We start from the raw sequence: 19,430 nt of genomic DNA, 5'->3' as shown, positions 1-19,430 counted from the left end.
GGGCGGTGCAGATGTCACATCGTCGGAACATAGCTTGGCCTTTGTCTTCTGCACAGTCTGGCATCTGGTATGCCCAACAGCTGAATCCAGACAACCCGATGTATAACACTGCCGAGTATGTGGTTATTGACGGTCAGATCCATACCGGACGATTCGAAGAAAGTGTGCGCCAAACCGTGATGGAAGCCGAATCGTTAAATATGGTATATGGCGAAAATGAGCAAGGCCCGTGGCAATCTCTGCGCACCAACATGAATGATTGGACATTGCATGTCATGGATGTACGTGATCAGGTTCATCCTCATGCGGCTGCACTGGACTGGATGAAGCAGGATCTGGCACGGCCTGTTAATCTGGCGATTGGACCACTCTTTACAGAGGCTTTGTTCCGGGTGAGTGAGGATCGGTATTACTGGTACCAGCGCATTCACCATATTGCGATTGATGGGTACGGCGTATCCCTGATTACACGCAGGGTCGCCAGCTTGTACTCTGCAAGCATTCAGGGAGAAGGGGCAGTACATGCACAGGGCACGGCAGTGTTTGGATCACTGGCATCTGTTCTAGAAGAAGATGAAGCCTACTCATCCTCCACCAACCGAGAGCAGGATCAACAGTTCTGGGTCGACCGATTCGCGGATGCACCGGATGTCGTCAGTCTGGGTGAACGTGCTCCGCATACATCAACCGAGTTCCTGAGGCAGAGTACGGATCTCACGACGTCACAACGGGAGCAAATGCAAGCAGCAGCGGGAAGGTTCGGTGCGACTTGGCCAGATCTTTGTGTAGCAGCCACAGCAATCTATGTACACCGGATGACAGGGTCCACCGATGTTGTTCTGGCCTTGCCCGTGATGTGTCGATTGGGTTCAGCATCACTGCGTGTTCCAGGCATGGTCATGAATGTGCTTCCACTCCGCCTGTACCTGGATTCGCAGATGAATCTGTCTGATTTGATGGGGCAGATCGTGAAGGAGATTCGGGCCGTGCGTAAGCACCAGCGATACCGTCATCAGGATCTGCGGCGTGATCTCAAGCTTCTCGGAGAGAATCGGCGTCTGTTTGGACCGATGATCAATGTGATGCCTTTCCATCATGAGTTGAATTTTGCGGGCGCACGCGGCATGATCCATAATCTGTCCACGGGTCCAGTGGATGATCTGTCGATTCATATTGTAGACCAGGGATATGGTCATGGACTGAGTATTGCTTTTGATGCCAACCCTTCGATCTACACAGACTTGGAATTGCGTGATCATCAGCTTCGCTATGTACAGATCCTGCAATCCATGATTTCAGAAGAGACAGGAGACATATCGGTTGGACAGATGAATATCCTGCTCCCCGCCGAACGCGAACAAGTGCTGAAAGGATGGAATCAGACGCGTCATGCCGTCGCTGAGTGGAATTCGGCAGCGTTATTTGAACAACAGGTCCGGCGCACACCGCTTGCAACTGCAGTGACATTTGAAGGGGAATCGTTAACCTATGCAGAGCTGAACGAACGTGCCAACCAACTGGCATATGAATTGATACAGACTTACGGGGCAGGACCGGAGCAGGTGGTTGGCATTGCGATGCCTCGTTCACTGGAAGTGGTCATCGCGATCGTAGCTGTTCACAAAACAGGAGCAGCCTATCTGCCGCTTGACCCGGATTATCCCGAAGAGCGCCTGATCTACATGCTGGAGGATGCCAAGCCTGCTTGTGTGGTGACGGTGATGAACAACTTCTCTCACATTCCGCAGACGTCCAGTGTACCGATTCTGGTCATGGATGAACCGGATAGGATACAGGCAGTGAGCTGCCAGTCGGGAAGCAATCCTGAAGGTGATGATCTGCCAGGTACGGCTTCTCTGCTCAACCCTGCATACCTGATCTATACTTCGGGTTCTACAGGTAAGCCCAAGGGTGTAGCTGTAACCCATCTCGGATTAGCGAATCTGCTTGAAGATATGAAGACGAGACTACAGGTCGGTCCGCTGGATCGCTGGCTGTCAGTGACCACGATTGCTTTTGACATCTCCGTACTGGAAATCTTCCTGCCACTGACGACTGGAGCCAGACTGGATATCGCACAAAAGGAAACCATTCTTGATCCGGTAGCACTAGCCGGGAAGATGAGAGAGCAACAGACGACGATCATGCAGGCTACGCCAACGTTATGGCAGTCTCTGGTGACGAGCCGACCGGGAAGGTTTGACGGGCTAACGGTGATTACCGGAGGAGAGGCCTTATCCGAGGAACTGAAGCTTTCGCTGGAGGCGTTGGGCTGTCAGGTCAATAATCAGTACGGGCCGACTGAGACAACCATCTATTCTACAGCTGCATCGCTGGGGAATGAACATTCAGGCAAACCATCCATTGGTGGTCCGGTACGTAACACACAGCTTTATGTGCTGGATCAGAGCCTGCAACCTGTACCTCCAGGTGTAGCAGGGGAATTGTATATCGCAGGAGAGGGACTTGCACGGGGATATTTGGGCAGGCCTGATCTTACTGCAGAACGTTTTGTCGCCAATCCCTTTGGACAGCCGGGCAGTCGAATGTACCGGACAGGAGACTTGGCCAAATGGTTGCCGGACGGTTCCATCGATTATTTGGGACGGGCAGATCATCAGATCAAAATTAGGGGCTTCCGCATTGAACTGGGGGAGATTGAGTCAGTGATCTCCAGATATCCGGGTGTAACACAGGTTACGGTTATGGCACGTGAAGACCAGCCTGGGAATCAGCGATTAGCGGCATATATCGTGGCTAATGAAGAGCATCAATCTGACATCGATCTGGCTGATATAAGGGCACATGTAACTGATGTGTTACCGGATTATATGGTGCCATCTGCCTTCATGCTGCTACCCGAGATGCCGCTGACACCGAACAAAAAAATCGACCGAAAACAGCTTCCTGTGCCTTCTTTGGCATCTAATGCATGCGGGAGGGAGGCACGTACACCGCAGGAGGAGATTCTGTGCAGCCTGTTTGCCGAAATTCTGGGTGTGGCTCGAGTAGGCATTGATGATGATTTCTTCGAACTGGGTGGACATTCCCTGCTGGCCGGGCGAATTACAGCCAGAGTACGTGATGTATTCGGGGCAGAACTGAACATCGGTAGTGTGTTTGAATCTCCAACAGCTGCAGGGCTTGCCCGTAAGCTGGATCAGGCGAAGTCCGTCAGACCCGTTATTCAGCCTGTTCCGCGTGCGGGGGAGATTCCACTATCCTTTGCCCAGCGACGGTTATGGTTCCTGTATTGTCTGGAGGGTGCTAATCCAACCTACAATATTCCATTGGTTGCCGGGTTGACCGGGAAGCTGGATGTAGACGCTCTCCGAAACGCCCTGCAGGATATTGTTGAACGTCACGAGACGCTTCGCACATTGTATCCACCAGATCTGGGTTCGGCGAGCCAGTATATCCTCCGTGCAGAAGATGTGACGGTGAATATGAAGCTCGCCCGGGCTACGGCTGTGGAGCTGCCTGAGCTACTGGCAGAAGCGTCACGTTACAGCTTCGAGCTTAGTACTGAGCCAGGCATACGTGCGGAGTTGTTCCATACGGATGCGGAGGAACATGTATTGCTGTTGCTGATTCATCACATTGCAGGGGATGGCTGGTCGTTGTCACGGCTCATCCGGGATTTGTCCGAGGCTTATACCGCTCGTTTGCGTGGAGCTGCCCCGGCTTGGGAGCCGTTACGCATTCAGTATGCAGACTATGCGGTGTGGCAGGAGAGCCTGCTTGGGGACGAGAAGCGACAGGACAGCCTAATCGCGAGGCAGTTAGCGTTCTGGACTGATCGGCTCGCGGGCTTGCCAGAACAAGTTACGTTCCCGGCAGACTATGCTCGTCCAGTTGTGTCCAGTTACCGAGGTGGGACGGTGCCATTTGTGATCAGTCAACGTCTGCATGAACAGCTGACGGCAGTTGCCCGTGAACATAAGGTCAGTCTATTTATGCTTCTTCACTCAGCGTTATCTGTGTTGCTTACTCGAATGGGTGCAGTGACGGATATTGCGATAGGTACACCCATTGCCGGACGGAGTGACGATGCGCTGGATGATGTCGTGGGGATGTTCATCAATACGCTTGTCCTGCGTACAGACACTTCGGGCGATCCGACCTTCCGAGAGTTATTGGCCCGCGTGCGTGAAGCAGACCTCGCTGCTTATGAACATCAGGATTTACCGTTTGAACGGCTGGTCGAAGTACTGAATCCGCCCCGATCTCGTTCCAAACATCCGCTCTTTCAGGTGATGCTGGTGCTGCAAAATACACCGGATATTCGTCTTGAGCTGCCTGGTGTTGAAGCAGAGACTCGCATCCACGGTGTGGGTTCATCCAAGTTCGATCTTACGCTTGAACTGACGGAGAAACGGGAGCAGAACGGACTTCCAGCCGGAATTGAAGGTGTACTGGAGTATAGTGCAGACCTCTACCGTGAATCGACTGCCGGAGAACTGGTCGTTCGGTTGATGCAGGTGCTTGAGGATGCTGTACAGCAGATGGATGAACGCATCAGCAGATTTGACCTGGTTACACCATTAGAACATGCTCAGTTTGAAAAGGAGTGGACTGCTACACAAGATGAAGGTCCACAGCTGACCATAGCCGAGCGTTTTGAAGTGCAGGCAGCCGCTCACGCCAGTTCGGTAGCCCTCCATTGTGAGGACATCCGTATGACTTACAGGGAGCTGAATGCACGGGCGAATCGACTGGCGAGACTGTTGATCGCAGAAGGCGCTGGGCCGGAACAGATGGTGGCATTGGCCTTACCTCGTTCGGTAGAAATGGTTGTAGCTATTCTTGCCGTACTCAAAACGGGTGCCGCCTATCTGCCACTGGACCCCAACTATCCGGCAGACCGTTTAACGCATATGCTGACGGACGCATCACCGAAAGTGATGATTACAAGTACAGAGGTGTATGCCCTGCTGCCGCAAATTGCAAACATTGAATGTATCAACATGGATGATCTGCATACCTTGCGGCGATTGGAATCCATGGACGAGCGCAACCCTGCAGGCCATGAACGGAACGGACGGGTAACTCCGCTGAGTCCGGCTTACATGATCTATACCTCGGGTTCAACAGGGAAACCCAAAGGTGTCGTGATCCCACATGCCAATGTCATCCGGTTATTGGATGCAACGCAGCACTGGTTCCATTTTGACGAGAGCGATGTGTGGACGTTGTTCCATTCCTATGCGTTTGACTTCTCCGTGTGGGAAATATGGGGCCCCTTGCTGTATGGAGGCAGCTTGGTTGTTGTTCCCCATGAGATTAGCCGATCGCCTGGAGCGTTCCTGCAATTGCTCGCCGAACAAAAAGTAACTGTTCTGAACCAGACGCCATCTGCGTTCTACCAGCTGATGCAGGCTGATAGGGAAAATCCGGCCTGGGGACAGCAGCTTGCGCTCCGCTATGTGATCTTTGGAGGCGAGGCACTGGAGCTGGGACGTTTGCACGACTGGTATGAACACCATGCGGATGACGCCCCAAGACTCATCAATATGTATGGTATCACGGAAACAACGGTCCATGTCAGCTACAAAGAACTTCACGCAGGCAGCTCGGCAGAAGGTGCAAGTAGCTGGATTGGATGCGCTATTCCAGACCTGCGTGTCTATGTGCTGGATGATCATCTGAAGCCTGTGCCGACAGGAGTAACCGGAGAGATGTATGTGGCGGGAGCGGGTCTGGCACGTGGGTATTGGGGACGGCCTGATCTCACGGCAGAGCGATTCGTCGCTGATCCATACGGCCCACCGGGTACACGTATGTACCGTACGGGAGATTTGGCTAAACGGCTGCATGATGGTTCACTCGATTATCTGGGACGAGCCGATCAACAGGTGAAAATCCGCGGGTTCCGTATTGAGCTTGGCGAGATTGAGGCTGTACTGGCAAAACATCCGGGCGTGGCTCAGGCTGCTGTTATCGTTCGTGAAGACCAGCCGGGAGATAAGCGTCTTGTCGCTTATATTGTTCCTGCACCGGACAGTGAAGCAGAACTGGAAACGGCTGCGTTACGTCGGCATGCGGCAACGAGCCTTCCGGATTATATGGTTCCATCTGCGGTTGTTGTGATGGAGATCCTGCCACTTACGCCGAATGGCAAGCTGGATCGCAAGGTATTGCCTGCACCGGAGATGCAATTATCGGCTGATGGGCGAGCACCGCGCAATCCGCAGGAGCAGATTCTCTGTGATCTGTTTGCCGAAGTATTGGGATTGCGAAGTGTGAGCATTGACGACAGCTTCTTCGAACTGGGCGGTCATTCACTACTTGCGGTGCGCCTGATGAGTCGAATTCGTGAAGCGATGGGCAAGGAGCCGGGCATCGGCATTTTGTTCGAGACCGCTACGGTGGCTGGACTGGCTGAGCGATTGGAGATGGGTGCAGATTCCGGGAAAAGCTCGCTGCAAGTGTTGTTGCCGCTTCGGACGCATGGGCAGCATCTGCCAGTATTCTGTGTGCATCCGGCGGGAGGACTCAGTTGGTGTTACGCCGGTTTGATGAAACATCTGGGCATGGAGTATCCGCTGTACGGGTTGCAAGCAAGAGGGATTGCCGAGTATGAAGTGCTTCCACCGACACTGGAGGATATGACGGCGGATTACATCCGTCACATCCGGTCTGTGCAGCCTGAAGGTCCGTATCGTTTGCTCGGCTGGTCATTGGGCGGTAACGTCGCTCAGGCGATGGCCGTGCAGCTTCAGTCCGAAGGAGAGGAAGTGGAGTTTCTCGCCATGCTGGATGCGTATCCGAGTCATTATCTGCCTATTCGCGGGGAACCGGATGAGGAAGAAGCGTTAACGGCATTGCTTGCACTCGGCGGATATGATCCGGACAGTATTGGGGATGGGCCGCTGGATATGGCGACAGCGATGCGCATCCTTCGTAGCGAAGGAAGTGCACTGGCAAGTTTGGATGAAGAGACAATCATGAAGCTGCGGAAAACCTATGAAAATTCCGTCCGAATCTTGGGGGCATACACGCCATCCCGATTTGAAGGTGACCTGATTTTCTTCCGATCCACTATTATTCCGGACTGGTTCGATCCAATCGAACCGGAGATGTGGAATGCATACATCGGAGGCCAATTGGAACGTCATGATATTGCCTGTCGTCACAAAGACCTCTGTCAGCCGGGTCCATTGGAGGAAATCTGCCGTACCCTTTCCGTCCGGCTGGAGATGCTGAACAAGAAGCGTAACATTCAACACAATTAGGAGGATAAGCTGATGAGCAACCCTTTTGAATATGAAGACAGCAATTATCTGGTGTTAATCAATGATGAAGGCCAGTATTCGCTGTGGCCTGCATCCATTCCGGTACCGGCAGGTTGGACCCTGATGCTGGGGAAGGCCAAACGACGTGTATGTCTGGATTACATTGCGGAGCAATGGACGGACCTGAAGCCGCTGAGTCTCTGTGATGAAACGGGGATGCCGGGCATGATTCATGAGGTTGGCAGATGAGGTTTCGTCTGAATCCAAAGGCAATTGTGAGCATTGTCTATGTTCTGGCAATGTTTATGGTTGCCATGGATGCAACGGTCTTGAACGTGGCACTGCGAACCATCAGTGAGGAACTGGGGGTTCCTCCGGCTGCTGCGGGTACCTTGAATGTGGGGTATTTGGTGAGTTTGGCTGTATTTCTGCCTGTTGCCGGATGGCTTGGTGACCGATGGGGCACGAAACGGGTTTTCCTGTCGGCGCTGACACTGTTTACAGTGTCCTCTACGCTTTGTGCAACGGCTGATGATCTAGGCACATTGACATTTTTCCGTATTTTGCAGGGAGCAGGGGGTGGTCTGCTTACACCTGTAGGGATGGCGATGTTATTTCGGACCTTTCCTCCTCAGGAACGGGCCAAGGTATCTCGCATGTTGGTACTGCCCATCGCCCTTGCTCCAGCTCTCGGACCGATTGTGAGCGGATTGATTGTGGATCAGTTATCGTGGCACTGGATTTTCTATGTGAATCTGCCTGTCGGTATTCCAGCCGTGATCTTTGGCATGCTGTATCTGAAGGAGCACAGAGAACAGGGAGCCGGTCGGTTGGATCTGCCGGGTTGGTTATTATCTGCACCGGGACTTGCACTGACGATGTATGCGCTCAGCCAGGGACCGCTGCGGGGATGGGCGTCACCGCTTATTATGGGAGCGGGCTTTGCAGGAATTCTGCTGCTGACGTTGCTCGTCGTGGTTGAGCTGCGCGCGAAGCAGCCGTTGCTTGATCTGCGTTTGCTGAAGCACCGACTGTTCCGCTATACAGGCTTGGTATCCGTGTGTGGGGCAGCTGGATTGCTGGGCATGTTGTATGTATTTCCGTTAATGTATCAAAATGTGCTACAGGCCTCTGCGCTGGAAACCGGGCTAACCACTTTCCCGGAAGCGTTGGGACTGATGATTGCTTCTCAGCTTGTCCCTTGGACTTATCCGCGGCTGGGCCCGCGAAAGCTGATCTCGATGGGTCTGATCTGTACGGCAGTTATTTTCATTACGCTTAGTCAGATCACAGTGGATACGAATCCATGGTTCATCCGTTCATTATTATTCGGCGTAGGAATTTTCCTGGGACAGACGGTAGGGGCTGTGCAGATTGCTGCTTTTGCCCAGATTCCGCCTGCATCCATGGGACGAGCTTCCACCTGGTTCACGGTGCAAAACCGCCTGGGGTCCGCAATCGGCATGGCTTTACTCTCTGCTGTGCTGGCAGGCGTGGGCACAACAACGGTGACGGGGGCAGGTACGATGGAGCCGAATATGCTGGCATACCGTTTGGCTTTGCTAGGGGCAGCTGCATTTCTGCTCATAGGGTTGTGGTTTGCCTTGAAAATCCGCGATGCCGATGCGGCAGCCACGATACGGAAGACACCGGCTGGAGGATTATTTGGCAAGTTCAAGCGTTCGTCCGCGTTGGGTTCAGAATCGGTGGCGAAGCAGGAGGGATAGATTAAGTTTGTGAAAGAAGCAACGAATGCCAAGTAGAAGGGGCTACCTCAAAAGTAGTTTCCACAAAAATAAGAGCGAGTCATGCCGGAAAAGGACAATTTTGCCGCCGGATTGACTCGCTCTTTTTCTACAATTTTAACAGCCTTACACTACAACAACTCCGTGTACAGATCCTGCAAGGTTATGATCTCGGGCTTGCTCGGCAGCTCTCCCCCAACCGAACAGGCTGCCAGCATATGCCCATCGTCCAGTCGCTGACTGAGAAAGAGATATGTCCCAGCTTGCTCACAACGCCACCCTTCCCGCTCATCAGGTAGGATGGCGAAGGAATCCAGTGGAATGGACAGGCCCATACCGACTGCCTTGATATAGCTTTCCTTCAGCGTCCATAGACGGTAGAAGGTCTCCAGCCGACGATCGTCAGGCTCGGCAGCCAAGAACTGGTTCTCCATAGGAGAGAAGAAACGCTCTGCAATCTGCATGTCGATCGGTGCTATTTTCTCCACATCCACGCCCAGTTGATCTGTACCGCCAGAGATCAGAGCAATCCAATCACCAGAATGGGAGACGTTGAATTGTACATTGGAATGGTGACTGAGCGAAGGTTTGCCGTAGGAATTACGGGTAAAAGAAAACTCAGCAGGTCTCAGTCCAGTTAACTTGCTCAAAGTCACACGAGTTAATATCTCGCCCAGCACGGAGCGATACGCGTCAGCCTGACGCACAAAACGCGAAGCCTGAGCACGTCGCTCCGCAGAAACTTGCGACAGAAATTGGTTCCAGTTCGCCTCGGGCAATACTTCTGGAACTTGGAGCACACGAATAGTTATCATCATTTATCACCTGAGGACATATTCGGCGTGGATCAATAACTTTCCTTTATATGGAACGGATCCTCAATTGATCTCTATACGGATGCCTGATCAAGCAGGCTATGCCGTTTTTCTTTTTTTATGTTAAGGTTTCAGGTTATGCATCTTCATCTTCATGCTTCTTGCGCTCGTTTCCATTCTGTATGTGCAGCCTGCACGCGATCCCACATGTCGTGGCATTCCAGTTCACTGTAATTCACCAATGGTTCATGGAATATTTTAGTTAATACGTCACGCCACTCGGTATAATTCTTGATCTCCGTTTTCCGGATTCCTTCGATATCATGCGTTCGGAGCATACATCCACGTAGTTCATTACTGCGGCTTTCATCCCGCTGACGAAGCAAAAACGCGTTATGCCAAGGTGATTCGGCCGCCCGACTGTAGAATTCATGCTTGGGAATGAACTCTTCCAGACTGGGGATTGCTTCAGGAGCATAGTCCACACCTTCACTTGGTCCATTCGGTTCATATTCGAGTCGCCACCCGCCTGCAACAACAGGTGATGGCATCAATTGATACGTAAATGGTGCTGAACCATAGGTTCCATAACGAAGTGGCAGAGGTTCAAAGGGCATTCCGCCCAAGCCTACATCCACAATCCAGCGTTCAACTGTCGGGTCAGCATCCGGCAAAAGGACAGACAGACCGAGATGGAACGAGTTCACCCGTGGTTGTTCTCCATGGGGCTGCACTCCGGCACGATGCCAATTAACAGCGTAACCTAGAGAGCGGAGAAGAACACTAAATGCACCATTTAGATGAAAGCAGTATCCGCTGCGGCCCTGCAATATAAGTTGGATCGACTCTTGAAGACCAATCCCCGCAGGACGACCTGCATAAATATCGACCGTTTGCCAGGATAGATATTGCACATGTGCTCGCTGGAGTTCAAATAAGAATTCCAGTGTAGGTTTCTTTATATCATCCATGCCGATCCGTTTCAGATAGGCCTGTATTTCAGATGGATTTAGTGTAACGTTCATCCAGATCACCTCACGTCATATAGTGGGCTGCAAGCAATGGTTATAAACTTCTGCTGCCCTGAGTTCATTGTAAAAGTGAACGGGTAAAATAAACATAATCAATTGAACGGATTGTAACGGTACAATTAATAGGACAGCCTGAAAATCATCCCAAGAGATAAACATTGTTTTGATGTCATTGAAATACAATATATGGATGGGCTATTTCTTTTTCTGGGGTATGTTAACCCTTTGGAGTGGATATAGGTTAGAATATAGATAGATAGCAGGATTAGGAGATGGAAAAATGGCTAATGATGAAGTGATTTTGACACAGGAAGGCTTGGAAAAGCTGGAGGACGAACTGAGGGATTTGAAGACGGTGAAGCGCAAAGAACTGGCTGAGCGTCTGAAACTCGCGATCAGTTACGGTGACCTGAAGGAAAATAGTGAGTATCATTCAGCCAAAGATGATCAGGCCTTTATGGAGACTCGGATTTTGATTCTGGAGAAGATGCTAACGAAAGCAAGAGTCATCTCTTCAGACAATATAGACTCCAACAAAGTGAGCATTGGATCGACGGTGTTGCTTAATGATATTGAGTTCGCCGAGAAGATTGAATATAAAGTGGTTGGCCCTGCCGAGGCTGACGTTGCGGATAATAAAATTTCGTACGAGAGCCCGCTTGGCAAAGAATTGATGGGCAAAGAAGTGGGCAGCGTCATTCATGTCAATGCTCCGATGGGCGTTATCAAATATGAGTTACTTCAAATTAAAGTTTAATTTAAAAAGAGAGGTGCTCCCAGTCATCCAAGTGGCTGAGGGGACACCTCTTTTTGATTCTATTGGGCTTTGAAAGGTTGGAGATATGGCTTTGTTGAAATTGCATACGGTTGGACTAACGGACTTTATCACATACTGTGTTTAAGGAACTTATGAGATGAAGATTTCCGTGTGTTTTATATGTAAAAAAATAACATTTCGACAATTTTCGAATTTCGAATGACCTGACAAGGTGAGTAGTATATAATTACGGGAAAACTTTAAAGTGATGGAGTAGATACGATGAATTTTAGTAAGCCTAATCTCGATCAAGACAACACTGGCAAAGGTGAGCGCTTCTCGCGTGCCGGATTCATTCTGGCAGCCATTGGTAGTTCGGTTGGTCTGGGTAACATGTGGAAGTTCCCGTATATTACGGGGGAGAACGGAGGAGCTGCGTTTTTCCTGCTCTTCATCGTCTGTTTGCTGCTGATCGGTCTGCCCGTGCTGCTGGCAGAACTTGCGATCGGCCGTAGCGGCAGAGGAAGCGCTGCAACTGCTTTTGTCAAAGCAGGCGGACATAAAGGCTGGCTCGCCGCCGGTTTGCTGCAAGTATTGACGCCGTTTATCATCCTGTCCTTTTATGTCATTATTGCAGGCTGGACATTGCAATATGCAGTGACTTCCTTCAGCGGAACATTGTTCAACAATCCTGATTATGCCGGACAGTTCGATTCCTTCGTAGGCGGTTATATGCCGATCGTGTGGCAATTGGTATCGGTACTCATTGTGGGCTGGATTGTAGCCAAAGGCGTTTCCAACGGGATCGAGAAGTTTAACAAAGTGCTCATTCCAGCCATGCTGGTGCTGCTCGTCATCCTGATGGTTCGGGCCGTAACGTTGCCAGGTGCAGGTGCGGGGGTTTCCTTTTTCCTGAATCCTGATTTTTCACAACTTACAACGGAATCGGCATTGGTTGCGCTTGGGCATGCCTTCTTCTCCCTGTCACTCGGGATGGGTATTCTCATAACCTATGGTTCTTATATGGACAAAAATCAATCGCTCGGAGCGGCCACCGTCGCTGTTGGTGTGGGTGACCTGCTCTATGCGTTCATTGCCGGTCTGATCATCTTCCCAACGACATTCTCATTCGGTATTGCACCAGACCAGGGGCCGTCACTTATCTTTGTGGCTCTCCCGGCAGCCTTCTCGGCCATGCCGCTTGGATTCCTGTTTGGTGGACTGTTCTTCATCCTGCTGGCCATTGCCGCATTGACGTCGGGAGTATCCTTACTGGAAGTACCGGTGAAGTATTTCATAGAACGCTTGTCCTGGAGTCGGAATCGGGCAGTATGGGTGATATCACTGGCAGTCTTTCTCGTGGGACTTCCTTCGGTACTGTCGATCGGCTTATTGCCTGAATGGACCATTGGATCGAAGAGTGTGTTCGACTGGATGGACTTTATAGCATCTAACATTCTGCTTCCTGTCGGTGGACTGCTTGTAACGATTTTTGCCGGATACTTTTGGAAAACGGCTGCGGAAGCTTCCGGCCTGCGTTCCGGATGGTTCCGGATCTGGCTGTTCATGCTGCGTTACGTGGCACCGATCCTGGTATTGCTGGTTCTGTTGCATACATCCGGCATCATTCACTTCTAAACGTGAGGTCCCGATAGAAATAGGGCATAAATGTTGTCTGTTGTGCAGATTTGCCATAGATAAAACCTCTTGGAAGAAATGCTAAAGCCCTTGTTTTCCCGCTTCAATTTTGGGACAATACGGAGTAGAGGTTTTTTGGTAGGACCGATAAGCCATAGCTTTTTTGCGAAAAGAGGATTATACAATGAACAAATCATCCATATATGGATTAACATTAGAGCAGTTACGTTCCTGGCTACCGGAGCATGGGCAGAAGAAATCCCGTGCATCCCGGATCTGGGAATGGTTATATCAAGAGCGTGTACACGATTTTCCCGCGATGACCGATGTGCGTCAGGAATGTCTGGATGTGCTCACTGAGCATTTCACCATGAATTCGCTGAGCGAACATGTGAAGCAGGAATCGGCAGATGGTACCGTTAAATTTTTGCTTCGGATGCAGGACGGCAACCTGATTGAGACGGTATTAATGCGGCAAAAATACGGACTTACTGTCTGTGTGACCACACAAGTCGGCTGTAATATTGGCTGTAGCTTCTGTGCGAGCGGTCTGATCAAGAAGAGTCGTGACCTGACCGCTGGAGAGATTGTGGAACAGATTATGCACGTGCAGCGACATCTGGATGCAGCGGGTCAAGACGAGCGGGTAACCAACGTGGTTGTGATGGGTATTGGCGAACCGTTCGATAACTTCCAGCACATGAGTGATTTCATCGAAGTCATCAAGGATCGCAAAGGACTGGCGCTGGCCGCGAAACGGATTACTGTATCCACGAGTGGCCTTCCGGATAAGATCAAGGAATTTGCAGACAGCAGTTTGCAGGTTAATCTGGCGATCTCTCTGCATGCACCAAATAATGAACTCCGCACACACATCATGAAGATCAACCGGGCTTTCCCGATTGAGCAATTGATGGATGCGGTGGATTATTATCTGGCTACAACGAACAAACGCATCATGTTTGAGTACATTCTGCTACGTGATGTTAACGATCAGCGTGAGCATGCTGCGGAGCTTGCTGAACTGTTGTCCAGTCGAAGAAGTATGGTCAGTGTGAATCTGATTCCATACAACCCGGTGGATGAGCACAGTCAGTATCAACGGAGTACAGAAGAATCGATTCTGGGCTTCTATGATACGCTCAAAAAGAACAACATCAACTCCACTGTACGTATGGAACATGGTACGGATATCGATGCTGCCTGCGGACAGTTGCGCAGTAAACAAATGAAGAACAACGCTGCCGAATCTGAGCCAGACCGTCTGGCACTGGGATAAGATACAACGCGGAGCTGGCAAGTAACTTTAGGATACTTGCCAGCTCTTATCGGTGCCTGTACGTACCATTTACCGTTGTTGGGTCGCGAATGCGTTGCCTGAATACAAAACGCCTCTGTATATCACTGAGAAGTGATGACAGAGGCGTTTTTGGAATGTCATTATTTCAGTTTTTTGATCATCAGCAGATGGGGAATGCCGTCTTCCATAAATACTTCCGAGGCAGGTGCATATCCGAGACGTTCGTAGAACCCGGAAGCTTGGACCTGTGCGTGCAGTTTTGCTTTCTCAAGACCATCAGCAACAGCCATCTGCTCCAGCTTGTCGATCAGTACACGACCCAGGCCGTGATTACGGTAATCGAGCATGACACAGATCCGTTCCAACTTGGCGACCTGTTCCACCACGCGCAGCCTGGAGGAAGCAGCAGGTACACCGTCTACGTAGAGCAGAATGTGGCGTGCCTCCGCGTCTAATGTATCATAAGCGTCCAATTCATCCGCTACGGGCACGCCTTGTTCTTCAACGAATATAGCTGCGCGAATGGCGAAGCAGGCATCGAGCATTTCCTGATTATTAACTTCAACAATCGTTGTATTCATGAATGTTTCTCCTTTGGGTGATCGTAATGTTATCCTGACGTGATAAACTGGTACATAACAGGAAAGTAAACGAGTCTCTTTCTTTTACACGATTCAAGCGATATGGTTAAAATTGAAAGCAATTCAACTGTAGTTATACCATCAATTATGTTGCGAATGCAACAATTCAATAGGGGCGTGAATGTGTTGACTGAAAAAAAAGAAGTGCTGCGTGAAATTGGTATGATCGCCCGTTGTCTGGATTCAATCAGTAACGTGGAGTTTCAGCATCTGAACCTCTCCCGTGGACAATATCTATATCTGTATCGAATCTGCGAGAATCCGGGCATTATTCCGAACCAGCTGGCCGAACTGATCAAAGTAGATCGCACGACTGCAGCCAGAGCGATCAGCAAACTCGAATCCGATGGATTTATTGTCAAACAATCGGCAATAGATAATAAAAAGAACAAGTTGTTATATCCGACAGAGGCTGGGCTTGAAGCATGGCAATTTATTCGCAAAGAGGGCGTTCATTCCGATCAGGTGACACTGGACGGATTCACAGATGAAGAGATAGAGACCTCGGTCAAGCTTCTCCGTCGAATGCGCCATAATATCGAGGTAGACTGGAAATTTGTCAAAAAGGGTGGGCGGCGGTCCTACATGGATATTTCGGAATGAACAGATCCTCTATCCTTGACCCATGCATCCCGGACTCTAGCCGAACCTATCTCAAGAAGAAGAGCCATTATGCCACAGCAGCATCAGTAGAGGAGGGAGTCATGAAGCGGGTGAACCGGAGAAGAATAACGTGGTGGATCATATTGGCAGTCAGTATCACGGCGGCATTAATTATTTTCGTGAAGGAGCGGTTCGTGATGAAAGAATCATCCCCTACGGTATCCTTTGTCCAAGATCATATGACCAATCCCAATGGTACACTTGCGACCTATTTGCAGGATGCTACCTCAGAGAGAGCGGACATCGTAGCAGGCAGAGAGGCTTTATCTGAATCACTTGGTCTTTGGATGCAATATGCTGTAGCCAAGAATGATCAGGCGTTATTCGAGGAAAGCTATGAACTGCTGACGACCTATTTCCTCATGCCGCAAAAATATATTGCCTGGAAGCTTGATGCCGAAGGTAAATCCCGCGTAACGACCAACGCGCTTGGCGATGATTTTCGAATTGTCGGTGCCTTATTAAAGGCAGCAGATCATTGGGAACAGGGAAGAGAAGCCAAACTGGCAACGGCCTCGGAAATATCCCGTACACTTTTGCAATCGGTTCAGAATAAAGGATATTATGTTGATTTTCACGATTTTGCCAATGGTCATTCCTCGGATACATTAAGTCTCGTTTATGTTGATCTGCCATCTCTCCAATGGATGGAGAAGCATAAAATGCTGGAGCCGGGCGCATATGCCAAGTACGAATCCATGCTGAAAAGTATGCCGGATGATGGGTTGTTTTATCCGAAAACATTCAATGTGGTGACGAAAACGTATACATATGATGATACGGTGAATCTGATCGATCAGCTAATCGTAGCGAACCATCTAACTGCGACCAGCCGGAAACCGGACAAGCTCATTGCTTTTTTGAAAAAAGAGTTTAATACTCGCCATCAGCTCCCTGGACAATATAAGCGTGGTACTCGCAGACCTGCGGTATCTTATCAATCTACGTCCGTATATGGACTCGCGATTATGCTCGCTGTTCAGTCAGATGATCCAAAATGGGCAAAACAGTTGTACAACCATATGATCACCATGCGTAGTCTGGACGCCAATTATCCGGGTGGATATGTATTTAGTGGAAACACACATATGTTTGATAACCTGTTTCCTCTGCTTGGAGAGACTGCATTGCAAAATTCACTTAAAAAGTAATCTACCGGAGAGAATAAACCTATGATGAGGAATAAAGCACCCATCCGTCGTATTGCATGGGGATATGCCAGTTTGATCGGATTAGCCGTGATTCAGCAGCTCGCTGTCTATCTTAAAATTTATATGAATCAGAGCTATACTACACAGGAGTTGGTGTTTAGCATCGTGTCGCTTGGAGCGCTGATTCTGGGTTTTGTGATACCTGTCGGAGTGTCTGTCGTCGCCGGATTTATATATCTGGTCTCTTATTTTGTCTGGCTTGTTACTTACGCGGATGTCAATGTGCTTGCGTTCTCATGGTGGTTGCTCATTCCAGCTAATGCGTTTGTGGCTGCCGTTATCAAGGCAAGTCTTGTGCGCAGAGCGCGTGTCATAGAGCGTCTGCAGGAGCTTAAGGGGCGTAGTCCGGAGATTGATCTGGACACCTCCCTGGGTAATAAGGGTGCACTAGCGGATACACTTGTTAAGCAAAGTAATCTGGCCAGACGTTATTCGGAGCAATATGGATTCAGCATGGCGATGTTCAAGATCGAGTTTTTGCCGTTGGTATTGGAATCACTCGGTTCCGTGCGCTATGCACAGTTTCTTCTTGAACTATCCACTACCATACAGAAGCAGATTCGGTTTGAGGATTATAAATTTTTTGTGGACCGGGGAAGGTTTGTCATTATCTGTCCAATGACCAATGTGGAGTACATGCCCATTCTGACACAACGCATCAAAAAAGCCATGATGGATCTGCAGATCATCGATAAAAGGGGAAATGAATTGCAGACGGTTATTCGATCTGGTGCGCTGGTATTCCATAAGGAACAATTCAGTAAGTATAAGGATATCGATGCAGTTATCGCGGCGCTGGAACGGAATACAGAGACGGATCTCATTGGTGAATATATCTAACGAACAGGAAGGAGAGATTCGCTGTGGATTATATGTCCTGGTTCATCCCGGTCTGTATCGCTGTCAGTTGTATCTTTGCCGTATGTACCGTTTTACTAACGATTGCTACCCTTCGTTTTCGGTCAAAAGTCAATCGCAAGTACGATCGGAGGAAATTAATTGACTGACTTTATTCTGCTGTTATCGATATTCAGCATCTGGATTGCCGTATTCGAGTCGATTGTTATTATGGCTGGGGCTATTCGTTTTATTAATAAACAGGACAAGAAAGGGATTCAGATCCCAGAAAATATGGATCATTATCCGACAGTCACTGTCATGGTTCCTGCACACAACGAGGCTCTGGTTATTGTCGCGACGGTAGAGCACATCCTGCGCCTGAATTATCCGGAGGATAAGGTTCAGGTCATCGTGATCGCGGATAACTGCACAGATGATACCGGAGAGAAGCTGAGATCATTCCTCAGTCAGACCAGTTATATACATCGCAATGTGACAGTAATGGAGCGAAAAGGAACAGGTGGCAAGTCAGGGGCATTAAATGACGGACTGGAAATAGCCACGGGCGATTGGATCTGTATCTTCGATGCAGATGCCGCACCTGAACGGAATTCATTAATGTTTTTGGCGCAAAAATCGCTTGAGAACCCTGAACAATATGGCGTGGTTTTTGGCAGAAACAAAGCACGCAACAGAGGACAGAATTTCCTCTCCAAATGTATTAATCTGGAGATTATCACTTCGCAACGTGTGTATCACACAGGCCTGTGGGAATTGTTCCAGCTCGGTTCCATTCCAGGAACGAATTATATTATCAAAACCGAGTTGATTCGGGAGATTGGTGGTTGGGATGTTACAGCTATCACAGAAGATACCGCGTTGTCATTCGAGATATTGAATCGCGGACAGTTTGTGGCGCTTGCGCCGCAAGCGGAAGCGTATCAGCAGGAACCGGAAAAGCTCAGTGTGTATATGAAACAGCGCGAACGTTGGGCAAAGGGGAATTATCAGGTGGTTCTGGATAACATCCATAACCTGTTTAACCGCTCCAGTTGGCGTAATAAGTTGCTGGTCATCTATTATGCCGTCAGTTATTTCTGGTTTATGCTTGCGATCATTGTATCGGATATTATATTTCTCGTGAATTTGGTCTATCAGGTCATTGCCATATTTAAACCAGATGTAAGTTCACCGTTCCAGTTTGCCGGTGATGCGTATGTGTTCCTGGTCATTGGTTGGGCGCTTATGTACTTTATTTACGTGTTACAGATCAACCTGGCACTTGCCGCAGATATTGGACAGAGCAATACCCGTAATTTTATCTATGCTTGCGTGTCCTACTTCACGTATGCACAGCTGTTCATCCTGATCTCGATCAAGGCATTTTATTCCTTGATTATGGACAAGATTCGGAAACGCGAGAGCAAATGGTACAAAACAGAACGTTTTGGCTAAGCGGCGAAAAATAGGTTAATTGTAAGGAAGAAAGGCTATTTGCTGGTCAATATCAGTAAACAGCCTTTTTGTTATAGCCAGACACATCCATATTCTGTA

At 49.5% G+C, this 19,430-nt stretch carries 13 protein-coding genes; 10 read left to right on the top strand and 3 right to left on the bottom strand.

Annotation, left to right across the window (positions count from 1 at the left end; all coding sequences use genetic code 11):
• The first annotated feature begins 11 nt into the window (after positions 1 to 11).
• The 3 genes from AC1S8V_RS29420 to AC1S8V_RS29410 are packed head-to-tail and all read left to right on the top strand — an operon-like array spanning position 12 to position 8,962.
• Positions 12 to 7,235, top strand: coding sequence for an amino acid adenylation domain-containing protein (locus AC1S8V_RS29420; RefSeq protein WP_482071810.1), 7,224 nt, complete (start codon positions 12 to 14; stop codon positions 7,233 to 7,235).
• Positions 7,236 to 7,247: 12 nt separating this feature from the next.
• The gene (locus AC1S8V_RS29415; protein ID WP_482071809.1) at positions 7,248 to 7,484 is read left to right on the top strand and encodes an MbtH family protein; all 237 of its coding nucleotides are present in this window, start codon (positions 7,248 to 7,250) and stop codon (positions 7,482 to 7,484) included.
• Positions 7,481 to 8,962 (top strand): MDR family MFS transporter, encoded by a 1,482-nt coding sequence (locus AC1S8V_RS29410; RefSeq protein ID WP_482071808.1) that lies wholly within the window; start codon positions 7,481 to 7,483, stop codon positions 8,960 to 8,962. The genes AC1S8V_RS29415 and AC1S8V_RS29410 overlap by 4 nt, the downstream gene beginning before the upstream one ends.
• Before the next feature lie 149 nt (positions 8,963 to 9,111).
• Here the strand turns inward: AC1S8V_RS29410 and AC1S8V_RS29405 are convergent, their stop codons facing one another.
• Together AC1S8V_RS29405 and AC1S8V_RS29400 are read right to left on the bottom strand one after the other, a co-directional pair.
• Positions 9,112 to 9,798 (bottom strand): 4'-phosphopantetheinyl transferase family protein, encoded by a 687-nt coding sequence (locus AC1S8V_RS29405; RefSeq protein ID WP_482071807.1) that lies wholly within the window; start codon positions 9,796 to 9,798, stop codon positions 9,112 to 9,114.
• Positions 9,799 to 9,947: 149 nt separating this feature from the next.
• Complete coding sequence (locus tag AC1S8V_RS29400) at positions 9,948 to 10,820, bottom strand: arylamine N-acetyltransferase family protein (protein ID WP_482071806.1); 873 nt, start codon at positions 10,818 to 10,820, stop codon at positions 9,948 to 9,950.
• A 286-nt stretch (positions 10,821 to 11,106) separates the two neighbouring features.
• Between AC1S8V_RS29400 and greA the strand changes: the two genes are divergently transcribed.
• The 3 genes from greA to rlmN all read left to right on the top strand — a co-directional run bounded on the left by greA (position 11,107) and on the right by rlmN (position 14,500).
• A complete protein-coding gene (greA, locus tag AC1S8V_RS29395) occupies positions 11,107 to 11,583 on the top strand; it encodes a transcription elongation factor GreA (RefSeq protein WP_062836673.1) in 477 nt (158 codons plus the stop codon).
• A 282-nt stretch (positions 11,584 to 11,865) separates the two neighbouring features.
• Positions 11,866 to 13,221 (top strand): sodium-dependent transporter, encoded by a 1,356-nt coding sequence (locus tag AC1S8V_RS29390; protein ID WP_482071805.1) that lies wholly within the window; start codon positions 11,866 to 11,868, stop codon positions 13,219 to 13,221.
• Positions 13,222 to 13,405: 184 nt separating this feature from the next.
• Positions 13,406 to 14,500, top strand: a complete 1,095-nt coding sequence (gene rlmN, locus AC1S8V_RS29385; RefSeq protein ID WP_482071804.1) for a dual-specificity RNA methyltransferase RlmN — start codon at positions 13,406 to 13,408, stop codon at positions 14,498 to 14,500.
• 161 nt (positions 14,501 to 14,661) lie between these two features.
• On the opposite strand, the gene AC1S8V_RS29380 is transcribed toward rlmN, so the two are convergent.
• A complete protein-coding gene (locus tag AC1S8V_RS29380) occupies positions 14,662 to 15,102 on the bottom strand; it encodes a GNAT family N-acetyltransferase (protein ID WP_482071803.1) in 441 nt (146 codons plus the stop codon).
• A 222-nt stretch (positions 15,103 to 15,324) separates the two neighbouring features.
• On the opposite strand from AC1S8V_RS29380, the gene AC1S8V_RS29375 reads away from it, so the two are divergent.
• From AC1S8V_RS29375 to AC1S8V_RS29360, 4 genes are all read left to right on the top strand, one after another.
• The gene (locus tag AC1S8V_RS29375) at positions 15,325 to 15,765 is read left to right on the top strand and encodes a MarR family winged helix-turn-helix transcriptional regulator (RefSeq protein ID WP_482074615.1); all 441 of its coding nucleotides are present in this window, start codon (positions 15,325 to 15,327) and stop codon (positions 15,763 to 15,765) included.
• Positions 15,766 to 15,866: 101 nt separating this feature from the next.
• Positions 15,867 to 16,976, top strand: a complete 1,110-nt coding sequence (locus tag AC1S8V_RS29370; protein ID WP_482071802.1) for a glycosyl hydrolase family 8 — start codon at positions 15,867 to 15,869, stop codon at positions 16,974 to 16,976.
• Positions 16,977 to 17,000: 24 nt separating this feature from the next.
• Positions 17,001 to 17,876: a diguanylate cyclase domain-containing protein gene (locus AC1S8V_RS29365; RefSeq protein WP_482074614.1), complete on the top strand. Its 876-nt coding sequence runs from the start codon at positions 17,001 to 17,003 to the stop codon at positions 17,874 to 17,876.
• Between the two features lie 159 nt (positions 17,877 to 18,035).
• Positions 18,036 to 19,331 carry a glycosyltransferase family 2 protein gene (locus AC1S8V_RS29360; protein WP_482071801.1) on the top strand — a complete coding sequence of 432 codons (1,296 nt, stop codon included), beginning with the start codon at positions 18,036 to 18,038 and terminating at the stop codon, positions 19,329 to 19,331.
• Positions 19,332 to 19,430: the final 99 nt, after the last annotated feature.

This window comes from Paenibacillus sp. B46(2026) (assembly GCF_056786355.1).
The sequence above is the reverse complement of the archived record's forward strand: the minus strand, read 5'-3'. Positions and strand labels throughout refer to the sequence as shown.